Origin of the sequence: Bacillus sp. MZGC1, from assembly GCF_002998605.1 — a bacterium.
Classification (GTDB): Bacteria; Bacillota; Bacilli; order Bacillales; family Bacillaceae; genus Bacillus.
This window is the reverse complement of the sequence record NZ_PVRE01000006.1, coordinates 77,643-98,060: the sequence shown is the minus strand read 5'-3', so window position 1 is coordinate 98,060 and position 20,418 is coordinate 77,643. Positions and strand designations below refer to the sequence as shown.

Sequence of the window (20,418 nt, the reverse complement as noted above, 5' to 3'; positions counted from 1 at the left end):
TTTTTTAAATCAATCGCCGCCATAATACCGTTATCGCGGATAATCCATTTAAAAGGAGCCTTTTCATCAAAGGCTTTTTTTTCTGCCCATATGCGCTCGCATGATAGGCTGTTCGGTCTTTAGCAACGAGATTACTGTAGGCGATTTTTCGTTCGATTGCCTGTGTAAGTGATAACGCAAACGGGGCACTGTCAATCACCAAAATCGACTCTGTGTTTAAAAAACTAGACCTCGCATCTAAGTTATATGTCCCAATAATACTCAAGTAATCATCAATCACCATTGATTTCCCATGAATGGAATAGGGGCCTTCATATTCATACAAATGAACGCCTGTTTTCATCAGTTCCTTTTTCGTGCTTAAATATCCAGCAAAGGCTAACGGATTTGGTGTCGCTGTAAGAGAATTCGTGACCATTGTCGTTTGAATCTCACTACCTAAGGGGGTGAGTCCGGCTTTCATTGGGCGTGTTGGGATGACATAAGGCGTTTGTATAAGCACAGAACGCTTTGCCCGGTGCGCAAGATCGTTCAGTTTTTTCAGCACAAGCGGCCGCTTATTGAAGCGTTCCACAGGATTTGTGAAAAAGGCAATCTGTTTCACTGAAGTGGCATCTGCTGCCCAATCAAAGGAGGACATCACAAAAGGTTCTTTTGTGCGCACTGCTTCTTGATAGGATCTGAGCAGCTGTTTTCTAAGCTTTAACCCTTTTTTCGCTTTTGGCTTGGAGAACACATCTTTTGTTCTTTTCGTAAAATCATGATTCCATAGATAAACGAAATATTGCTCCATTTCATCTAATACTTTTCCCTTTTTGGCGTTATAGAGCAGCACATCGCGGTCAAAAGCAAAGTCTTTCGGGGGCTGATCTGCAAAGTATTTATCACCGATATTTCTTCCGCCCATCACAGCCACTCGGCCATCTGCTAGTAGCAGCTTATCGTGAAGCCGATTATGCCACGTCCATGGCTTGAACAAACGAAAGGGCTCATAAAAACGAATCGACATGTTCGGATGATTTGCCACCGCATAGCGCAAATGCTTCAGCGGCCCGCGCAAACTGTGACAAATGCCATCTAACAACACCTGGACTTTCACACCTCGATCAGCTGCTTCAATTAAAGCACCTAGTACCCATTCGGCTGTTTTTCCCTTTTGAATGGAATAGTAACTGAGACGGATCACCTTCTTTGCCTCACGAATCATTTGGATTCTAACCTGACCAGATTCAAACCCATCGTCAAGAAGCATCACTTGATTTGTCCCCTGATCGTCTCCTGAGATAGAAGAGGCTTTATAAATACAATGTTCTTTGCATGTTTTTCGTATCGGTAAATAAAACAAAACAAATGCGGTCAAAAATACATAGACGACATAGAGAAGGATGAGAAAAAACAAGAGATGAAGCATAGGTATCAGCTCCTTTCACACAGACACAACTTTTCCTTAGTGTATGTCAAAAATCAAATTTCACTCATTTTGGCTTTCCATCAAAATATATGACAAAAGAATCACCTTGTTTTTATTGGGTATTTAATTATAGTATGAAATGAGTAAGGGGGAATCGAATTGAATGAACCACTATTTAACATTCCAAGCGATGTGTATCAAACGTTAAGTGAAACAGAACGTTATTTACTCCATTATATTCACCAGCATCTAGAGGATATCTCCACCTTATCCATCGTCACATTAAGTGAAAGAGCGAATGTGTCGACAGCCACAATTGTCAGATTGATGAAAAAAATTGGTTACAACGGCTATACTTCCTTTAAGTATCGATTGAAACAAGAAAAGAAAATGACCGATGCAAGTGATCAGCTAAAAAATATCGATGAAGACATCAAACTAGCGATTCGGAAAAATGAAGAAGAGGTTTTAAAGACGATTCAGCTGCAAAGTATTGGGCAAATTGAAGATGCCGTTCAAAAAATACATAATGCGGACAAAATTTATATTTTCGGCAGAGGGTTCTCAGAGATGATTGCTAAAGAAATGACCATCAAATTACAGCTCATCGGAAAAACATGCGAAGTACACGACGACCCGAATATCATTCGGCTGAAATCACGAGATATTGGTAAAAATGAACTTGCGATCTTTGTTTCATTAAATGGCGAAACAGCAGAGCTCGTTGAAGCGTGTCAAAATCTCAGCATGAAGCAAGTCACAACCATTACCGTCACGACAAGAATAGATTCTACATTAAGCAAAATATCAGATATGACTCTAGTCGGATATAAAGGCGAACAATCTTTCTTCCCAGATTATGAAGTCAGATCGCGCCTGTCTCTTCATGTCATTGCCCGCATTTTACTAGATGCCTATGTGATCCGAATGAAATAACCGCTTAAGAAGCCTTCGAGACTTTGATCTGGAAGGCTTTTTATCATGAAAACCTTTACACAATCTGAAAACATTTTCACTCCATCGTATGAGATACTTTCTTTAGAGAAAAGAAAGAAGGTGAAACCAATTGATTTATACCTGCACCTTAAATCCTGCTATTGACCTATATATTGCATTAAAAGAAATGAGGGCAAATGCAGTCAACCGCACAGAAGATGAAGATTATCAGCCGAATGGCAAAGGAGTCAATGTCTCCATTATGCTAAAGAAATATGGATTCCCCAGCACTGCATTAGGATTTATTGCTGGGTTTTCAGGCTCTTATATTGAACAATCCTTAAAGGACCTTTCCATTCAAACCGATTTTATCTCGGTTGAAGGAATTACACGTATTAATGTTTTTATTAATACGACAGAAGAATACAAGCTCGTGAACCAAGGACCTGCGATTGAAGCAAAAGCGCTTCACGCCTTTCGTGAAAAAATAGCGGCCATCCCGCAGGGGGACATCCTTATCATGTCAGGCAGCCTGCCAAAGGGCGTACCCGCCAGCATTTTTTCAGAAGTAGCAGCTATTTGTCATCAGCACAACGTCAAGTTTATTTTAGACACAAGCTCCGCAGCAGTTCTTGAGACGCTTCAATACAAGCCGTATTTATTAAAACCGAATGAAGAAGAAATCGCTGCTTTTTTCGGCAAAATACATCCTATGTCAGAAAAAGAACTCATTCAATCAGGAGAAAAACTCATTGAGATGGGTGCAGAGCAAGTGCTTATTTCCCGCGGAGGAGAAGGGGCTTTGTTCATTACGAAAGACGTCATCTTAAAAGGAAACGCACCGACAGGCACTGTGGTAAACACAGCTTGTTCTGGAGATGCAATGCTCGCAGCCTTTCTTAGTAAACAGCTTGAAGGTCATTCACCTGAAGAATGCTTACGTTACGGCATTGCAACGGGCGCATCTACTGCATTTTCTAAAGGCTTAAGTGATTTACATGACATTCATTCATTAATTGAGCAAGTACACATTCACAAGATATAAGGGGGAATCAGATATGAGCCGTAAAAAAATTGTCGCTGCAACTGGCTGTCCAACAGGCATTGCACACACGTTTATGGCAGCTGAGGCATTAAAAATAGCTGCTGAGCAATTAGGGGTCGACATCAAAGTCGAAACGCATGGTCAAGTAGGAATTGAAAACGCTTTAACCGATCAAGACATTCTGGAGGCCGATGGGGTCATTGTCGCAGCTGACAAAGATGTGAATACAGATCGTTTTCACGGCAAACCACTGATTGAAGTGCCTGTAGCGAAAGGCATCCGCACGCCAGAAGAACTGATCCAAGGCATTATCAATGGAGATGCACCCGTTCATCAAGTGAAAGGAAGGGCTCCTGGGACGGAGAAAACATCTGCTCCTTCATCCTCTCAACAAAAGACGACGAATAAATGGATACACACGATCTACAAACATTTAATGAACGGTGTATCACACATGCTTCCATTTGTCGTTGGAGGCGGAGTCTTAATTGCTATTTCTTTTCTATTCGGTATTTACTCAGCTGATCCTCAGCATGAAACGTATCATCCGTTTGCTGCCTATTTAAAAAGCATTGGTGGACTCGGCTTTAGCTTAATGGTGCCTATTTTAGCAGCATTTATCGCTGATTCAATCGCCAGACGCCCAGGGATGGTTGTCGGATTTATCGGCGGCCTGCTTGCAAACGACGGTGGCGCTGGATTCTTAGGTGGTATTATCGCAGGTTTTGCAGCAGGATATATCATCGTATTCCTTCAATTCCTGCTTCAAAAATTACCTGCATCACTTGACGGTTTAAAATCAATCTTCATCTATCCTGTTATCGGTATTTTCTTGATTGGAGCTGTGATGACACCACTATTAGTTCCGATCACAGGCCTAAATAATTCATTAATGGATTTTCTCTCAGCTGTTCAATCCACGAACCCGCTGCTCTTAGGTTTAATTGTTGGAGCGATGTGTGGATTTGATATGGGAGGTCCTTTTAACAAAGCAGCCTATGTCACAGGAACGGCTTTACTTGCACAAGGCAACCTTTACTTCATGGCAGGTGTGTCCGCAGCATGTATCACGCCACCACTTATCATTGCGATTGCCACAACGATTTTCAGAAAACATTTCACACCGCAGGAACGAAATGCAGGGGCAATCAACTATATTCTAGGGGCGACACATATTACAGAAGGTGCCATCCCATTTGCGGCAAAAAACCCGATCGTTGTCCTGCCAATTATCATGTTTGGCTCAGCCATCTCTGCTATATTGACGTATCTATTTGGCGTACAGGTTCCAGCTCCACATGGTGGATTCCTTGTCCTTCCAGTCGTCACAGGTGCATTTCAGTGGGTACTATCCATACTGATCGGATCACTTGTAGGTGCCATTCTATACGGACTTTACCGTAAAAAAATAGACAAACCCGCAGTTTAATAGGGAGGAAGAGAAATGATGGAACATATCTATATGAATCTTCATGAAACAGCTTCTTCACAGGCTGGCGTTTTCACAGCCATTGCTGACATTGCCTACAAAGCAGGTATTTGTACATCAGCAGAGGATGTCAAAAAAGGCTTAGCTGAAAGGGAAGCACTGAGCACGACTGGATTTCAAGATGGATTTGCCATTCCACATACACAAACAGAAGCCATCACAAAACCAGCACTCGTGATCGTCCGCACGGAAACAGGCATTGAATGGGACGCTTTTGATGGGAAGCCATGCTTTTTCTTCTTATCCTTACTGATCCCCAAAAATGAAGCGGGCACCACTCATCTAAAGGCTCTTTCTGCCCTTTCACGAGGATTAATGGATGAAGCGAAACGACAAAAGCTACTGGAAACAAGAACAAATGAAGACATGCTTACTGTTTTAGAAACAGATATTTTAACGAGAGAGGATGTTTGATTATGCCTTTACTTTCAACAACACCGATGCTTGAGGCTGCGAAAAAAGAAAAATACGGAATAGTTGCATTCAATGTACATTCCTTTGACAGTATTTATTGGGTGCTCGAAACGGCCGCAGAATTAAAATCACCTGTCATTTTGCAAACAACGGTTGGAACGGTTCAATCACTTGGAGCAAAAGCGATTGCAGATACAGTCAAAGCGGCGGCTGATCAATATCAAATCCCAATCGGTCTGCACCTCGATCACTGCACGGACTTTGATGTGATTCTCACCTGTATCAGGGCAGGATATACATCCGTCATGATTGATGCATCCATGCATTCATATGAAGAAAATGTACGCCGCACAAAAGAAGTCGTAGACCTCGCATTAAAAGTAGGGGTGAATGTCGAAGCAGAATTAGGCAAGGTAGGCGGTGTAGAGGATGATATCGTCGTCGATGAAAAGGATGCTGAAAAAGCCATTCCATCAGAATGCCGTCAATTTGTAGAAGAAACTGGGGTACCTACTTTAGCGCCTGCGATCGGTACCGCTCACGGCATTTATAAAGGAGTACCGGATATTGACTTTGACCGTATTGAACAAATTGCAGCGCTGGTCGATGTTCCCCTTGTGCTGCACGGTGGTTCCGCTGTTCCGGATGAAGACGTCAGACGATGTGTGGCACTTGGTATGGCAAAGGTCAATGTCTCTACTGAATTGAAAAATGCGTACTCTGAAGCCATCCGTGATCATTTCTCAAACGAACCTGAAAGCTTAGATCCACGTATGTATTTACAAAAAGCAAAGCAAGCAGCAAAAGACATGGTCACATCGAAAATACGTATCGTTGGCAGTGAGGGCAAAGCCCATCCTCTATATCAGTGAAACGAAAAAAAGCAGAGCCGCTAACGCTCTGCTTTTTCACATTATTCGCTTTCTTTCATTTCATTTGATGTGCGTACTCGTGCATTTCCCATAAATAGGACCGTAATCGCTGCAAGGGCAATAGGGAATAACGCAATCAAAAATACGTACGTAATGCTTTGTGACATCGCATCGATGACTTTATTTAAAATATCAGGCGGAATTTGTGAACGGGCACCTTCTTGGAATATGGCTTGTGGATTGCCTATTTGAGAAGGGGCTCCTTTCATTCCGCTAAAGGCTTCTGCTAAGCGATTCGATAGGACATTGGTTTGAATCGTCCCAAAAATCGTGACACCAAGTGTCATCCCAAGTGATCTCATAAATGAATTGGTTGAGTTTGCACTGCCTCGGTAACGAGGGGCAAGATCATTCATTGAAGCTGACGGCAGAAGGGAGAAGCTGAAGCCGACACCAAAGCCTGATATCATCATAAAGATTGTGAGCCAAAGTCTAGCTGTATCTGGTGACATATTGGCAAGAAGCAGCATCCCAGCAAAAAATGAAATAACAGAGATCGTCATAAGACGTCTGAAAGGAACTTTCGTCTGCATCGTTCCGCCAATCATACTGCCAATGACAGACCCAATCATCATCGGTGTTAAAATGAATCCTGCACTTGTCGCAGATTCACCGTACACCGCCTGAACGAAAATAGGAATGAAGACGGCAAGAATAATAAATGTTCCGCCATATAAAAATGCCAAAATTTGAGATGTCGCAAATAAACGATTTTTAAACATCCAAAATGAAATAATCGGTTCCTCCGCTTTACGCTCAACAATAAAGAAGATGGTACCAAACACAAGAAACACGGCAAAAAGTGTGAGGATTTGCACCGAATCCCACGCATAAGATTTACCGCCAAGCTCAAGTGCGAACATTAAGCTCACAACTGCCACGACAAGTGTAATAGCACCTGACCAGTCAATTTTTTGCTTGCGATGTTCTAGCGATTCATGATAGTATCTGGCGATCAAGAACACACTAACAATACCGATTGGCACGTTAATATAGAAAACCCAATGCCAGCCGATCGAATCTGTAATAATAGCTCCTAACAGTGGTCCTAGTACACTCGATAAACCAAATACTGCACCAAACATACCGGACATTTTTCCGCGCTTTTCAGGCGGGAAGATATCAAAGATGATCGTAAACGCGATCGGAAGAAGGGCACCGCCTCCAAGCCCTTGAATGGCCCGGTAAATAATGAGCTGATCCATCGTTTGTGCAATACCGCACAGCGCTGATCCAATTAAAAAGAAAATAAGTCCAAACAGAAAAAAACGCTTTCGACCATACATATCAGAAAGCTTTCCGTAAATCGGCATTCCGGCCATTACTGCCACCATATAAGAAGCCGTCACCCAAGCAAATTTATCAAAACTGCCCAAATCTGCTACGATGCTTCCCATCGCTGTTGCAACAATGGTATTGTCCATCGCTGCCATAAAAATCCCTAACAGCAAACCGATGACAACAAAGCGAGTGGATGCCTTGCCTTTATCCACATGATTCATTTCATTTACCTCCTGCTTACGTTCTCTTCTTATTTTTGCTATGATCAACTTAAATATAAAGGAAGAGAACATTTATCTTGATGATCAAGATAAATTGATTTTAAAGGGAGGAGAACAAGTTGTCAATAAAGAACGACGCAGAAGACAGAGCAGACCTGATCATACATACACTGAGGCGCCTCGCGACACGAACGGTTTTATTCCATCAAGCGGCCGCGCAATCGCTCGGCCTTTTCCCAACAGATCTCAAATCAGCCGATTTATTAAACGAACTCGGCCCCCTCACAGCAGGGGAATTAAGTGAAAAAACAGGTCTTAGCTCAGGTGCGGTCACAGCTCTTATTGACCGTCTTGAAAAAGCTGGCTACGTCAAAAGAGAAAAGGACCCAAAAGACAAGCGAAGAGTCATCATCGTTCCATTAACGGCTGGGAAATCACAAGTAAAAGAACTCTTTCAATCTTTATCGGCATCAACTAAACAGCTCACAAACGAATACAAACGAGAAGAATTAGACTTAATCATTCAATTTATTAACGAAGCAGCAGATATTATGGAGCAAGAGCTGCGATTGTTTAAGTCTAAATCGTAAGAAAGCGCACTGTTGGAGGTGTGCTTTTTCTAATGAAAAAATTAACCTGCATCGGATGAAGAATTTTAGATTCCTTTGGATCTGATATACAGAAGATGAATTCGCTGAACTAGCCCTTTTTACTATTTTTAATAGATTCAAAGGTTTAGAGATGAAAAAGGATTGTTATAATCTGAAAAAGCAAGCAACATGTAATCTTTCCACTTTAAAAATAAAAAAAGCCTAAAAGTTAATAAATATTTAAGATTTAATAGTTACTATTTTTATTAACCACAAAATAAATAAAATGGAGGGTTAATTGGAATGAAAAGAAAATTTATTAATTTAGTTGGCTTTGCTGCGGTATTGACCGTTATTGTAACAGGCTGCTCGCAGTCAAAAAGCTCAGATAGTGTGAAAGCAGAAAAAGTCTCAGCTGAAAACGAAAAAAATAAAGGAAATGTGTATGTAGAAAGTGAATTTGCTCCATTAAAACGTGTCGTTTTGTCTCAGTCTGAAGTTTATTTTCCCGAGGGAGATAGCGGCTCAAACATGATGGAAGATATGAAAGATATTCAAATCAAAATGGAAAAAGAACGTGAAGAGTTTAAAAAAGTACTTCAGAAATACGATGTAGACACCCAAATGCCACGCCTTTTAACAGAGAATGAAAAGAAATTAGGTTTAGCTGAAAATGGTATAACTGGTGGAGCAGGGGCTACGAATTTCTTTGTTAGAGATCCATTCTTTACAATAGGAAATCACATAATCGAAGGATCGTTCTTTTCAAGCTACCGCAGACTAGAAGTTTTCCCAGCAAGACATATCCTTTTAAAAGAGGTAAGAGCGAACAAAAATCCATATGTTGCTGTTCCACAGCCGGATGTTTCAAAAGGCATAAATTCTAAGACTGGTCCATTTCTAGAGGGTGGAGATATTCTTGTGTACGGGAAAACAATTTTTGTTGGGAACTCTGGTCAAGCATCTAATAAAGAAGGAATCGATTGGCTCCGTAATTATTTAACACCAGATGGTTATAAAGTAGTTGAAGTGAAACTCGAGAAAAATACTCTTCATCTTGATTGTGCCATTAGTTTTGTGCGAGATGGTCTGATGATTGTGAATGAAGACTCACTACCAAACGGAGTTCCAGATGAATTAAGAGATTGGGATAAAATAAAAGTAAGCTACAAAGAAGCGCAAAATTTAGCTATTAATGGGTTACCGATTAATGAAAAAGTATATGTAACGGATATAGCATATCAAAATACAATTGGAAAAGAATTAGAAAAAAGAAATATCAAGGTGGAATATGTTGATTTTAAAATAACAAGAAGCTATGGTGGCGCTTTCCGATGCACGACTCAGCCATTACTTCGTAAATAAAAAAACAGAAAAGCATCCTGATTAAGAGCATCTTTTTTCTATGTGGATCATCGTATAATAGAGACTAGCAAAAAACGATTATTTTGTCCAGAAAGAAGAACCTGCAGACGCTGATCATTAGGCACTTAAGTGCCTTGATTGGTGTCCGCTTTCTTTATCGGCAATGAAGCCCAGTACATATGTGTGAATCAAGAATGCCAAAAGAATTGTAAAAAATCAAAAAAAGGCATTCAAAAAAATTTCTATCACGTAAAAGAAGACAAATGATTCTTTGTATACAAGTCTAAAGCACACTCATGCGGGTGTGCTTTTTCTTATAGCAAAATAGCACCCAAAAGCTGCACTGCATTTGCTGAAGACATTTGGGCTTCTTTGATGCATGTGAGTTGATTAAACTTATAACCAAAGGAAAGAAGGGAGGAATTCCAACTGTATTTAACCAAAAGGGGCACGACTTTACTATCAATGCTGATTCACACGACATCTTATTTATCAATTGAAGATTTACAGAATCGACTGAATGTCTCTACTCGAACCGTCTACTCTGAAATCAAACGCATGAATAGCTGGCTGGAAACTCAGCAGCTGAGTGGTATTCAGCGAAAAGATCAACTTGGCTACTACTTACACCCACATGAAAAAGAAGTCATTATTCAAAAAGCGAACACCATTCTCGTTGGCCATGATTATGAACCATGCGTAAAGGAAAGAAGAGCCATCCTGCTCTTATCCATTGCATGCAGTGAGAAACGCCTAAGAATTGATGATTTTATGAAGATGATCAAAGTGAGCCGGAATACATTGCTTGAAGATATGAAACAGCTAAAAGAAGCACTTTCAAAGCAGCAGCTCACGCTTCACTATCAGACAGCCTGCGGCTATTTGATTTCAGGAGAAGAAAGAGCGATTCGATTGGCGCTGAAACCTTATATTCATTCCATTCGCACAATGATAAAAAACGAAAAAGCGTTTCCATCTTTTTGGTTAAAGGGGCCCATTTCATATAAGCGGTTAAAGCATCTCCTCGAGAAGTCAGAACAAGAGCTTAAGCTCGAGTTTGCAGATGACATGCTGGATCAGCTGTCTTTGGATCTCTTTTTCTACTTCAAGCGGATGAAGCTAGGACGTGCTGTACACCTTTCAAACGAAGAAAAGCGTACATTGCAGGAAACAGATGAATGCTTGGCGGCTATTCGTTTCATGGCACAAATTCAAAGGGAAACAGGTCTTCAAGTTCATGATGATGAAATCTATTTTCTTAGCACTCTATGGCTCAGCGCCAAGAAACAAAAGCTTCCATCAAGTAAAAAGCCAGAAGAGCATCTCATTCGCACCATTGCCAGACAAATGATTTTTGATTTTCAGCGGTATGCTTGTATTTCCTTTCAAGAGTACGAAGCCTTGGAGCAAAACTTGACCATGCATCTCATCCCGGCCTATTACAGACTCATCTATCACATTGATATCAACAATGAATTAACAGAATCTATTAAAAAAGCACAGCCAGAGGTGTTTAACATCACTCAAAAGGTCGTATGCCATTTAGAAAAGGCGACTTGCTCAAAGATCAGCGACCATGAAATTGCATATGTGGCGATGCATTTTGGTGGTTGGATGAGAAGAGAAGGGATTTCACCAATTGTGCGGCGTTCTGTATACATTGTCTGCGGCGAAGGAATTGGCACAAGTCACATGCTGAAAACACAGCTTATCGAATTAATCGGTTATATCGAAGTACGTGAACTATTATCAAAGCGTTCATATGAAGAAATGTCATCCATTGATGTTGACTTTGTTGTGTCAACAACACCTATTTCGTTTAAAGGAAAACCCGTTCACCTCGTTCATCCCATCCTCACTGCCTATGAGAAAAAAACCTTGCTTCAATATGGAGAAGGTGCAGAAATCAGGCTTGATGAGAAAAATGTGGACGCTTTATTCAACATCATTCAGCAGCATACCATCGTACAAAATGAAAAAGCACTGCTTCGTGATCTTAAAGAGCTACTTCATCCCGCATATGTATCCCATCAGAAAGGGTGGAAACCAGTGTTAAACGATTTATTAACAGAAAAAACCATTCATCTCCAGCAAACAGCAGATACTTGGCAAGAGGCCATCACAAAAGCAGCGCAGCCTTTACTCGATCAAAATGCCATTCAGAGAGGTTATGTGGAGGCCATGATTCAGTCTGTGCATCAAAATGGACCTTATATTGTGATTGCACCACAAGTAGCCATTCCGCACGCCAGACCAGAGGACGGCGTGAACAAATTAAGCATGTCACTCATGTCATTTGAACCGCCCGTTTTTTTCTCTAAAGATGGAAAAAAACAGGTTCGTCTCATCATTGTGCTAGCAGCCATTGACAGTATGACCCACTTGAAAGCACTCAAACAGCTGACCATGCTGTTAAGTGATGAAAAACGGAGAAAACAACTGGTTGAAGCAAAGGAATTAGCATCGGTGCAAAAACTAGTTGATCAATTTTCACAACTATAAAGGAGGAAAAAGAGAATGAAAAAAATTCTTGTTGTGTGCGGAAACGGATTAGGAAGCAGCTTTATCGTAGAAATGAATGTCAAAAAAGCATTAGAAGAGTTAGGACTTGTAGCTGAAGTGGATCATACCGATCTCAGCACAAGTAAAAATGAACAGGCCGATCTATATATCGGAGCAACAGACATTATCGATCAGCTGGATGACGGCACAAGAAAGGTCGCTGGATTAAATAACTTGTTAGACCAGGAAGCCATTAAAGACGTCCTTCGTAAACACATATAAGCCACAAAAAAGGGGGATTCACATCATGATAGAACTGATCATGAACGATATATTGGGCACACCGGCAATTCTCATCGGTTTGTTTGCACTGGCCGGTTTACTTTTGCAGAAAAAATCAGCCGCAGATACCGTGTCAGGCACCTTGAAAACAACCATGGGTTTTTTAATATTAGGAGCGGGCGCCACGGTCGTGTCTGATTCACTTGGAGTTTTTCGAAAAATGTTTGAAGCAGCCTTTCACATTCAAGGGGTAGTCCCAAATACAGATGCCATGGCGGCCATTGCCCAAAAGGAATTCGGTACACAGACGGCTCTCATTATGATTTTTGGCATGCTGGTCAATTTGTTATTGGCAAAATTCACGCCCTTTAAATACGTCTTTTTAACAGGGCACCATACCTTGTATATGGCTGCAATGCTCGCAGTCGTTCTCTCGACAGCCGGAATGCAAGGAGGATTTCTTGTGACCACCGGTTCGATTATATTAGGAACAGCTATGGTCATTGCACCCGCTATCCTTCAGCCATTCACAAGGAAAGTCACCGGAAGCGATGATCTCGCGCTCGGACACTTCAGTACCTTCGGTTATTTTACAGCGGGAATGATCGGCAAATGGATCGGTCGTCCAGAGAAATCAACGGAAACCATTCAAGTGCCTAAATCACTCGGCTTTCTAAGAGATACATCTGTGGCCATTTCGATCACGATGGCTTTGCTGTTCTTTGCGATTGCACCGTTTGCAGGGATTCCCTTTATAGAACAAATTAGCGGGGGCACGAACTTCGCTGTCTTCATTCTCATTCAGGCTATTACCTTTGCCGCTGGTGTATACATTATTTTAGCCGGGGTGAGGATGGCAATCGGTGAAATCGTGCCTGCTTTTAAAGGGATTGCCGATCGTTTTGTGAAAGGGGCAAAGCCGGCACTTGACGCGCCAACCGTTTTTCCATTTGCTCCAAATGCAGTCATTATCGGTTTTTTATGCAGCTTTGCAGGAGGCATCGTATCCATTTTTCTTTTACCTTTGTTTGGTTTAACTGTCATTGTCCCTGGTCTTGTCCCGCACTTTTTTTGCGGCGCTACAGCAGGAGTGTATGGCAATGCAACAGGAGGGGTGAGAGGTGCTGTCGCTGGGGCCTTTGTGAATGGATTGCTTCTTTCCTTTTTACCTGCTTGTTTATTACCTGTGTTAGGGACCCTTGGCTTTGAAGGGACAACTTTTGGAGATACAGACTTTGGTATCATCGGAATCTTAATTGGATTGATCAAGCTTTTATTTCAACTTTAAAAAAGAGGAGCCTGAGAATGAAAGCCATTTTTTCACCTTCACTAATGTGCATGGATTTAACGCACTTCCGCGAACAAATTCATATTCTCAACACGAGAGCAGATCGATATCATGTCGACGTCATGGATGGTCATTACGTGAAAAATATCACCTTATCGCCCTTTTTCATTGAACAGCTTCGAAAACTAACAGATAGACCAATTGATGTTCACCTTATGGCGGAATACCCCCAAGAATTTTTAATCGATGCCTGCATTGATGCAGGCGCAAGCATGATCTGCTTACACCCAGAGGTCGTGCAAAGAGACGTTTTTAGAATCATTCGGCATATCCATCAAAGAGACTGCAAGGTTGGCTTTGTCTTAAATCCCGCCACACCAATTGAGGCGTTAGATTCCTTTATACATTTAATAGACCGAGTGACGATCATGACGATCGATCCAGGCTTTGCTGGACAGCCTTTTATTAAAGAAATGCTTCTGAAAATTAAACAAGTGAAAAATGTAAAAGAGAAGGGAGGATACACGTTTTCAATTGAAGTAGACGGCTCTTGTAATGAGAGCACGTTCCGGCTGCTTGCTGAGGCTGGAAATGAGATCTATATCATCGGCAACTCAGGTTTATTTGGACTTCACAATCAACTCGATAAAGCTTGGGAGACAATGAAGCAATTGTTTGCAAAAGAAACAGCCTCAATTGAATCACGTTAGTAAAAGAGGATGTAATCCATCCTCTTTTTTACGCAATTTTACTAAAACACCACAATCTCACCAAAACATACCCAAATATAAAATAAAAAATTACAAATCCACAATTGAAAGCGCTTTACTTATATGTTATCCTTCAAATATCTTTAGTAAATATTTAGTCAAAATCTAAGAGGAGTTTGCCTATGACCACACTCAAAGATATTGCCCATGATGCAAAAGTGTCCGTATCCACTGTATCCCGTGTGTTAAATGGCGATCAAACACTTGCCGTTTCACACGCAACAAGACAAAACATCCTCGACATTGCAAAGAAGCTAAACTATACCCCAGTGAGAGCAAGAAAAGCCGATCAAGCAGAAGAAAAACCTCCATCTGAATCCCCAGTCATCGGTATCGTTGTCGCTCAATCCATTGACGAAGAATTAAATGATCCCTTTTTTTCATCGATTCGAAAAGGAATTGAAAAAGAATATGCCAAACAAGGGCTGTCTACCCTCCATACCTTTCGCCTGAGAAGCATGGACAAAGGGGCGATGCTAAAGGATATTGACGGTTTGATTGTCATTGGACGAATCAGCCCTGATACGGTTGAAAAAATGACAAATCGAATGGAGCACATTGTTTTTATTAATCATTATGCGGATGAGGATTTGTATGATTGTGTGCATGTGGATTTTGTAAGAGCGGCAGATCGAGCAATTCGCCATCTGCAATCGCTTGGCTGTACACATCTAGGCTATATTGGCGGAAAGGAGCGGGAGCATTATTTCGAAGGAAATGCTGTGATTGAGGACGAAAGACAAACGACGTTTATGAGAAGAATGCAGGAGGCGGGAGGTCTTCATCTGGATGATATCCACATTGGGGAATACTCCATGCAAGAAGGCTATACGCTTATGCAGCAAGCCATTAAAAAAGGAAACCTTCCACAAGCCTTTTTTATCGGAAGTGATTCAATGGCGATCGGTGCAATGCGCGCGCTCAACGAAGCCGGTCTGCGTGTTCCTTTCGATGTATCCATTGTTGGGTTTAATGACATTGAAGCTGCTTCATTTTCAAGTCCGCCGCTTACAAGCGTAAAAGTATACACAGAAGAAATGGGGGAAGTCGGCTTGAAGCTTTTGCTTGAGCGAATAAACGGAAGAAAGCTCCCTCTAAAAGTCGTCGTGCCAACAAAACTCATCGAACGGGGCAGCACATGTCTCATCCATGAAAGGGGGTGAACCAAGATCTCAGCAAACAAAAAAGAGACAAAAAAGCAGAAAGCAAGCTGCTTCACATGATGGCCAGATCATGCGAAGAACAAGGCAGCCTACCGGTATGCTCTCTTATCTCTTTGAAAAGAATAGAATTCCAGTATAATGGACTTCTTTTGTTTCCGCAACTGCATGAATTCTACCGATTATCGTCTGAATTTTCAGTGATCAAAAGGAGGAAACCATGAATAAAAAAATCATGCTGCTCACTGCGGCCTTTGTCTTGACCATTTTTTTGTCTGCTTGCAGCAATAACGGTACGTCTGAAGCAAACGGAAAGGTCACCTTGACTCTCTTTTCGACAATGAGCAACAGCGGGGAAAGAAAAGCGTTTGAAGAAGTGATTCGTGAGTTTGAAAAAGAGCATCCACATCTTCGAATCGATGCCAACTTCCCAGGCAACAGCTATGAAGATACGATTCGTGTCAAAATGGGGGCAAACGATATGCCGGATCTGTTTGACACACACGGCTGGGCCAAACTCCGCTATAGCGAGTATGTCGCTGATCTAAAAGAGATGAATTGGGTGAAACAACTTGATCCATCACTCGATCAGATTTTAAAGGACCAAGATGGCAAAGTATACGCGTATCCGCTGAATCAAGCAAAAGACGGGCTTAGCTTTAATGCCAATCTATTAAAGGACTATGACATTGAGGTACCTAGAACACTTGATGAATTCCAATCGGCTTTGCTGACAGTGAAGGAAAAGAGCAAAGGAGAGGTTGTGCCGCTCTGGATACCAGGAGGAGACAACTCAAATATCGCCCAAGTCTTTGATGAACTAGCCACACCTTTATTAATCACCGATCCAAAACATCAATACGGAAAAGAACTTGAAAACGGATCTTTTGATTGGTCTCACTATACACCGCTTGCACAGTTCATGAAGGAGCTGAAGGATCAAGATCTTTTAAACAAAGATGTCCTGACAGCGAAACTATCTCAAGCACCTGAACTGATGGCACAAAACAAAATAGCCTTCACCTTTGTCGGAGGTTCTTTAGGACCTGAAGCGTCAGAACTCAATCAATCGATCAAAGTAGGCACGATACCTGTTCCTGCCATTCATGAAGGAGATGAGCAAAGCTGGATTGGGGGAGAACGATTTACTGTCGCTGCCTGGAAGGACTCCAAGCATCTAAAAGAAGCAAAACAATTCATCGATTTTCTCGCAAAGCCTGAAAATGCGGAAAAAATCGCAGAAGGCACATCCTCTGAAGCAGCCTTAACGCATGTAAAAGTGAAAAACTATTACTCTACGTTTTACGATCAATACGAACAGGTGAAGATTGAACCTTACTTCGATCGAAAATACTTACCAAGCGGAATGTGGGCTGTCATGGCAACGACGGGTCAAGAATTATTAGCAGGCTCCATCACACCAGAACAATTATCGAAGAAGATGGAAGAGGAATATAAGCGTCTGAAAAAACAATAGCAGGCCCATGCTGAAACAGGAGTGAAGCCAATGAATGACATCACAAAAGCAAAGCAGCCAGCCGCATTTACCTCTTTACCAAAACAAAAGATGCAAAAAAGCCGGAATTCATCACTTTGGTGGATGTACATGCCAGCTGTACTCGTCGTCAGTACCTTTATCATTTATCCTTTTTTGAACGGCATTCAGCTATCTTTTACGAATTGGAACGGGTTCTCACAAACTTATGAATGGATTGGGCTTGATCAATATAAACGTCTGCTTCAAGACCCAACGACATGGCTTGTTGTCAAAAACACGCTTCTCTACGGAATTGGGAGTACAATCTTACAAAATATCATTGGACTTGGATATGCTCTCTTATTAAACCAAAGTTTAAAGATAAGAGGCATCACAAGGACGGTGATCTATCTACCTGTCATGATCAGTCCGATTGCCATGGGCTATATTTGGTATTTTGTGTTTGCTTACCAAGGCGGTGCCTTAAACGATGTGGTGACGTTTTTTGGATTTGACCAAATGAATGCGCTTGGCAATCCGCAATTAAACACATGGATCATTGTGCTTGTCAACACCTATCAATTCGTCGGAATTGCGATGATCATTTATTTAGCAGGCCTTCAAAGTATTCCTAAGGATTATTATGAGGCGGCACAATTAGACGGCGCATCAAGCCTCCAGCAATTCAGACGGATCACATTGCCGCTGCTTATGCCGTCTATCACCATTAATGTTGTGCTTAACGTCATTGGCGGGCTGAAACTTTTTGATGTCATTGTGGCACTAACAGGCGGCGGACCTGGAGATTCCTCGCAATCGATGTCGACCTTTATGTATGATCTGTATTTCAAACGTCAGGATGCAGGCTATGCAGCAACGCAAGGAGTCTTCATGGCGGTCATCATCCTTGTCATTAGTGTCGCAGCACTGATTTATTTCAAACGAAAGGAGACCGAGGTGTGATGGATAACGCCTTTAAACGCAAAAAGAGATGGTACACCTTCCTCGCACTTTTGGTGACATTGCTTCACCTCATTCCATTTTATATCTTGGTGACGACATCATTAAAGGGGATAGGAGATTTCAGTTCAAAATGGCTGTTTCCGAAAGCGCTCCATCTTGAAAACTTTCGCACGGCATGGACAGAGGCTCAGCTTGGCCAGTCCTTTTTGAATACAGTGATGATTACGTTTAGCTCCGCTGTATTACTCATCATACTTGGATCTCTTGCAGCCTATCCGCTCGCAAGAAGAAACACAAAGCTAAATAAAGCAGTTTATGTTTTATTCATCACCATTATGGTCATTCCACCGCTCACAGCCCTTGTCCCGCTCTATAAAATGGTCGTTCAAATCGGGATGATGAACACCTATCAAATCGCTATTTTAAATAATGTCGCTGCTTTTTTGCCGCTAACCATTTTCTTATACGCAGGCTTTATCCGGTCGACCATTCCAAAGGAGCTTGAAGAAGCAGCCCGTATTGATGGAGCGGGGACACTCAGAGTTTTTTTCACTGTCGTTTTTCCTCTTCTGAAGCCCATTACCGCTTCTGTCTTAATCATTGCCTGTGTGTATATTTGGAACGACTATCAATTTGCCATCTTCTTTTTGCAAGATAAAGAGATGCATACACTCACAGTCGCCTTATCCCATTTTTTTGGTCAAAATCAGCATCAGCTCCAGCTCGTTGGTGCCGCTGCGCTCATTGCGATGCTGCCAATGGTTACGATGTTTTTACTGTTGCAAAAATATTTTATCGCAGGGCTTTCACAAGGCTCTGTCAAAGGGTAGTTCAATATGGATGTAAAAAGGAGAGTCGTCAATGTCTAAAATTACATTTATCGGTGCAGGGAGTACCGTGTTTGCTAAAAATATATTAGGAGATTGTTTGTTCGTCCCTGCACTTAGCGGCTTTGAATTCGCATTATATGATATCGACCACAACCGGCTGAATGAATCAGACACGATGCTTCGGCATTTAAAAGAGAACTACGGTGCAAATGTGACCATTAAGCCCTATCACAACCGAAAAGAAGCCTTAAAGGATGCGAAATATGTCATCAATGCCATCCAGGTTGGAGGCTATCGGCCAAGCACTGTGATTGATTTTGAGATTCCGAAAAAATACGGATTAAGACAAACGATTGCGGATACGGTTGGCATCGGCGGCATCTTCCGCTTCCTTCGAACAATTCCTGTGATGTTTGATTTTGCAAAGGAGATGGAAGAGGTTTGTCCAAATGCTTTATTATTAAATTACACAAATCCAATGGCCACACTGACAGGTGCGATGCTGCGCTATACACCGATTCAAACGGTGGGTCTTTGTCATAGTGTGCAGGTGTGTACAAAGGATCTATTTGAATCACTTGAAATGGATCATGAAGGCATTGAAGAAAAAATTGCCGGCATCAACCATATGGCATGGTTATTAGAGGTGAAACGGGACGGAAAAGATTTGTACCCAGACATCAAAAGAAGAGCGAAAGAAAAGCAGCAAGCGCGGCATCATGATATGGTACGTTTTGAGCTGATGGATAAATTCGGCTACTATGTCACAGAATCCTCAGAGCACAATGCCGAATACCATCCTTATTTTATCAAATCACGCTATTCAGAACTGATCGGTCAATTTAACATTCCGCTCGATGAATACCCGAGACGCTGCGAGGAACAAATCAACAACTGGAATACAATGAAGCATGACCTTGTGGGCAATACACAGATCACACATACTCGCTCAAAAGAATATGGTTCTCGTATCATTGAAGCGATCGAAACGAACGTTCCCTTTAAATTTGGCGGGAATGTGCTGAACACAGGAGGACTCATTCACAATCTGCCTGAAAAAGCGTGTGTCGAAGTACCATGTGTTGCAGATCGCAGCGGCATCATGCCTTGCTATGTCGGAGAGATCCCTGAACAATTGGCTGGACTCAACCGGACCAATATCAGCTCACAGCTCATGACAATCGAAGCAGCAATTAGCGGCAAAAAAGAGCACATTTATCAAGCGGCATTACTTGATCCACACACAAGCGCTGAACTATCCATTGATGACATCATCAAATTATGCGATGAACTCATTGAAGCACATGGTGAGATGCTCCCGCATTTTGCAGAACCGAATCAATATGCTGCATCAACTAAATAAAAGAAAAGAACCAGCCTCTACCTGATGCAACGCGCATCAGGTTTTTCTTATGTTGCAAAAAGAGGATTGACTGAAAGCGTTTTTAATATTATGATTTTT

The 20,418-nt window shown here is 41.7% G+C and carries 17 protein-coding genes and 1 pseudogene; 16 read left to right on the top strand and 2 right to left on the bottom strand.

The genetic code is table 11. The features are described from left to right. Positions 1-4 precede the first annotated feature (4 nt). Complete coding sequence (locus C6Y06_RS17035) at positions 5-1,411, bottom strand: phospholipase D-like domain-containing protein (RefSeq protein WP_060596476.1); 1,407 nt, start codon at positions 1,409-1,411, stop codon at positions 5-7. A 159-nt stretch (positions 1,412-1,570) separates the two neighbouring features. Here C6Y06_RS17035 and C6Y06_RS17030 point away from each other — a divergent pair, with 159 nt between their 5' ends. The 5 genes from C6Y06_RS17030 to C6Y06_RS17010 all read left to right on the top strand — a co-directional run bounded on the left by C6Y06_RS17030 (position 1,571) and on the right by C6Y06_RS17010 (position 6,167). Continuing rightward, positions 1,571-2,347, top strand: a complete 777-nt coding sequence (locus C6Y06_RS17030) for a MurR/RpiR family transcriptional regulator (RefSeq protein WP_066030821.1) — start codon at positions 1,571-1,573, stop codon at positions 2,345-2,347. A gap of 130 nt (positions 2,348-2,477) precedes the next feature. Next, complete coding sequence (pfkB, locus tag C6Y06_RS17025; RefSeq protein WP_106037278.1) at positions 2,478-3,392, top strand: 1-phosphofructokinase; 915 nt, start codon at positions 2,478-2,480, stop codon at positions 3,390-3,392. Positions 3,393-3,405: 13 nt separating this feature from the next. Beyond that, complete coding sequence (locus tag C6Y06_RS17020; protein WP_066030822.1) at positions 3,406-4,821, top strand: PTS fructose transporter subunit IIC; 1,416 nt, start codon at positions 3,406-3,408, stop codon at positions 4,819-4,821. Between the two features lie 15 nt (positions 4,822-4,836). Beyond that, on the top strand, positions 4,837-5,295 hold the full coding sequence (locus tag C6Y06_RS17015) for a PTS sugar transporter subunit IIA (RefSeq protein WP_106037277.1): 459 nt from the start codon (positions 4,837-4,839) through the stop codon (positions 5,293-5,295). Between the two features lie 2 nt (positions 5,296-5,297). Next, the gene (locus tag C6Y06_RS17010) at positions 5,298-6,167 is read left to right on the top strand and encodes a class II fructose-bisphosphate aldolase (protein ID WP_034660835.1); all 870 of its coding nucleotides are present in this window, start codon (positions 5,298-5,300) and stop codon (positions 6,165-6,167) included. 43 nt (positions 6,168-6,210) lie between these two features. Here the strand turns inward: C6Y06_RS17010 and C6Y06_RS17005 are convergent. After that, positions 6,211-7,729: pseudogene (locus tag C6Y06_RS17005) on the bottom strand (MDR family MFS transporter); the annotation flags it as partial. A gap of 119 nt (positions 7,730-7,848) precedes the next feature. Here C6Y06_RS17005 and C6Y06_RS17000 point away from each other — a divergent pair. The 11 genes from C6Y06_RS17000 (at position 7,849) to melA (ending at position 20,319) form a co-directional block, all read left to right on the top strand. Beyond that, on the top strand, positions 7,849-8,319 hold the full coding sequence (locus tag C6Y06_RS17000) for a MarR family winged helix-turn-helix transcriptional regulator (protein ID WP_034660833.1): 471 nt from the start codon (positions 7,849-7,851) through the stop codon (positions 8,317-8,319). A gap of 303 nt (positions 8,320-8,622) precedes the next feature. Further along, positions 8,623-9,684: a dimethylarginine dimethylaminohydrolase family protein gene (locus tag C6Y06_RS16995; protein WP_223249853.1), complete on the top strand. Its 1,062-nt coding sequence runs from the start codon at positions 8,623-8,625 to the stop codon at positions 9,682-9,684. Positions 9,685-10,113: 429 nt separating this feature from the next. Next, positions 10,114-12,186 carry a BglG family transcription antiterminator gene (locus C6Y06_RS16990; RefSeq protein ID WP_223251478.1) on the top strand — a complete coding sequence of 691 codons (2,073 nt, stop codon included), beginning with the start codon at positions 10,114-10,116 and terminating at the stop codon, positions 12,184-12,186. Positions 12,187-12,201: 15 nt separating this feature from the next. Next, positions 12,202-12,468, top strand: coding sequence for a PTS sugar transporter subunit IIB (locus C6Y06_RS16985; protein WP_034660831.1), 267 nt, complete (start codon positions 12,202-12,204; stop codon positions 12,466-12,468). A 25-nt stretch (positions 12,469-12,493) separates the two neighbouring features. Continuing rightward, positions 12,494-13,756, top strand: a complete 1,263-nt coding sequence (gene ulaA / locus C6Y06_RS16980; protein ID WP_034660830.1) for a PTS ascorbate transporter subunit IIC — start codon at positions 12,494-12,496, stop codon at positions 13,754-13,756. A gap of 17 nt (positions 13,757-13,773) precedes the next feature. After that, positions 13,774-14,466 (top strand): D-allulose 6-phosphate 3-epimerase, encoded by a 693-nt coding sequence (alsE, locus tag C6Y06_RS16975; RefSeq protein ID WP_106037275.1) that lies wholly within the window; start codon positions 13,774-13,776, stop codon positions 14,464-14,466. Between the two features lie 182 nt (positions 14,467-14,648). Continuing rightward, entirely contained in the window at positions 14,649-15,689 is a 1,041-nt protein-coding gene (locus C6Y06_RS16970; RefSeq protein ID WP_106037274.1) for a LacI family DNA-binding transcriptional regulator, read from the top strand. 217 nt (positions 15,690-15,906) lie between these two features. Continuing rightward, the gene (locus C6Y06_RS16965; RefSeq protein ID WP_106037273.1) at positions 15,907-17,163 is read left to right on the top strand and encodes an ABC transporter substrate-binding protein; all 1,257 of its coding nucleotides are present in this window, start codon (positions 15,907-15,909) and stop codon (positions 17,161-17,163) included. Positions 17,164-17,193: 30 nt separating this feature from the next. Next, entirely contained in the window at positions 17,194-18,126 is a 933-nt protein-coding gene (locus C6Y06_RS16960) for a carbohydrate ABC transporter permease (protein ID WP_060596464.1), read from the top strand. After that, positions 18,126-18,956, top strand: a complete 831-nt coding sequence (locus C6Y06_RS16955) for a carbohydrate ABC transporter permease (RefSeq protein ID WP_060596463.1) — start codon at positions 18,126-18,128, stop codon at positions 18,954-18,956. The genes C6Y06_RS16960 and C6Y06_RS16955 overlap by 1 nt, the downstream gene beginning before the upstream one ends. A 31-nt stretch (positions 18,957-18,987) precedes the next feature. After that, entirely contained in the window at positions 18,988-20,319 is a 1,332-nt protein-coding gene (melA, locus tag C6Y06_RS16950) for an alpha-glucosidase/alpha-galactosidase (protein ID WP_106037272.1), read from the top strand. Positions 20,320-20,418: the final 99 nt, after the last annotated feature.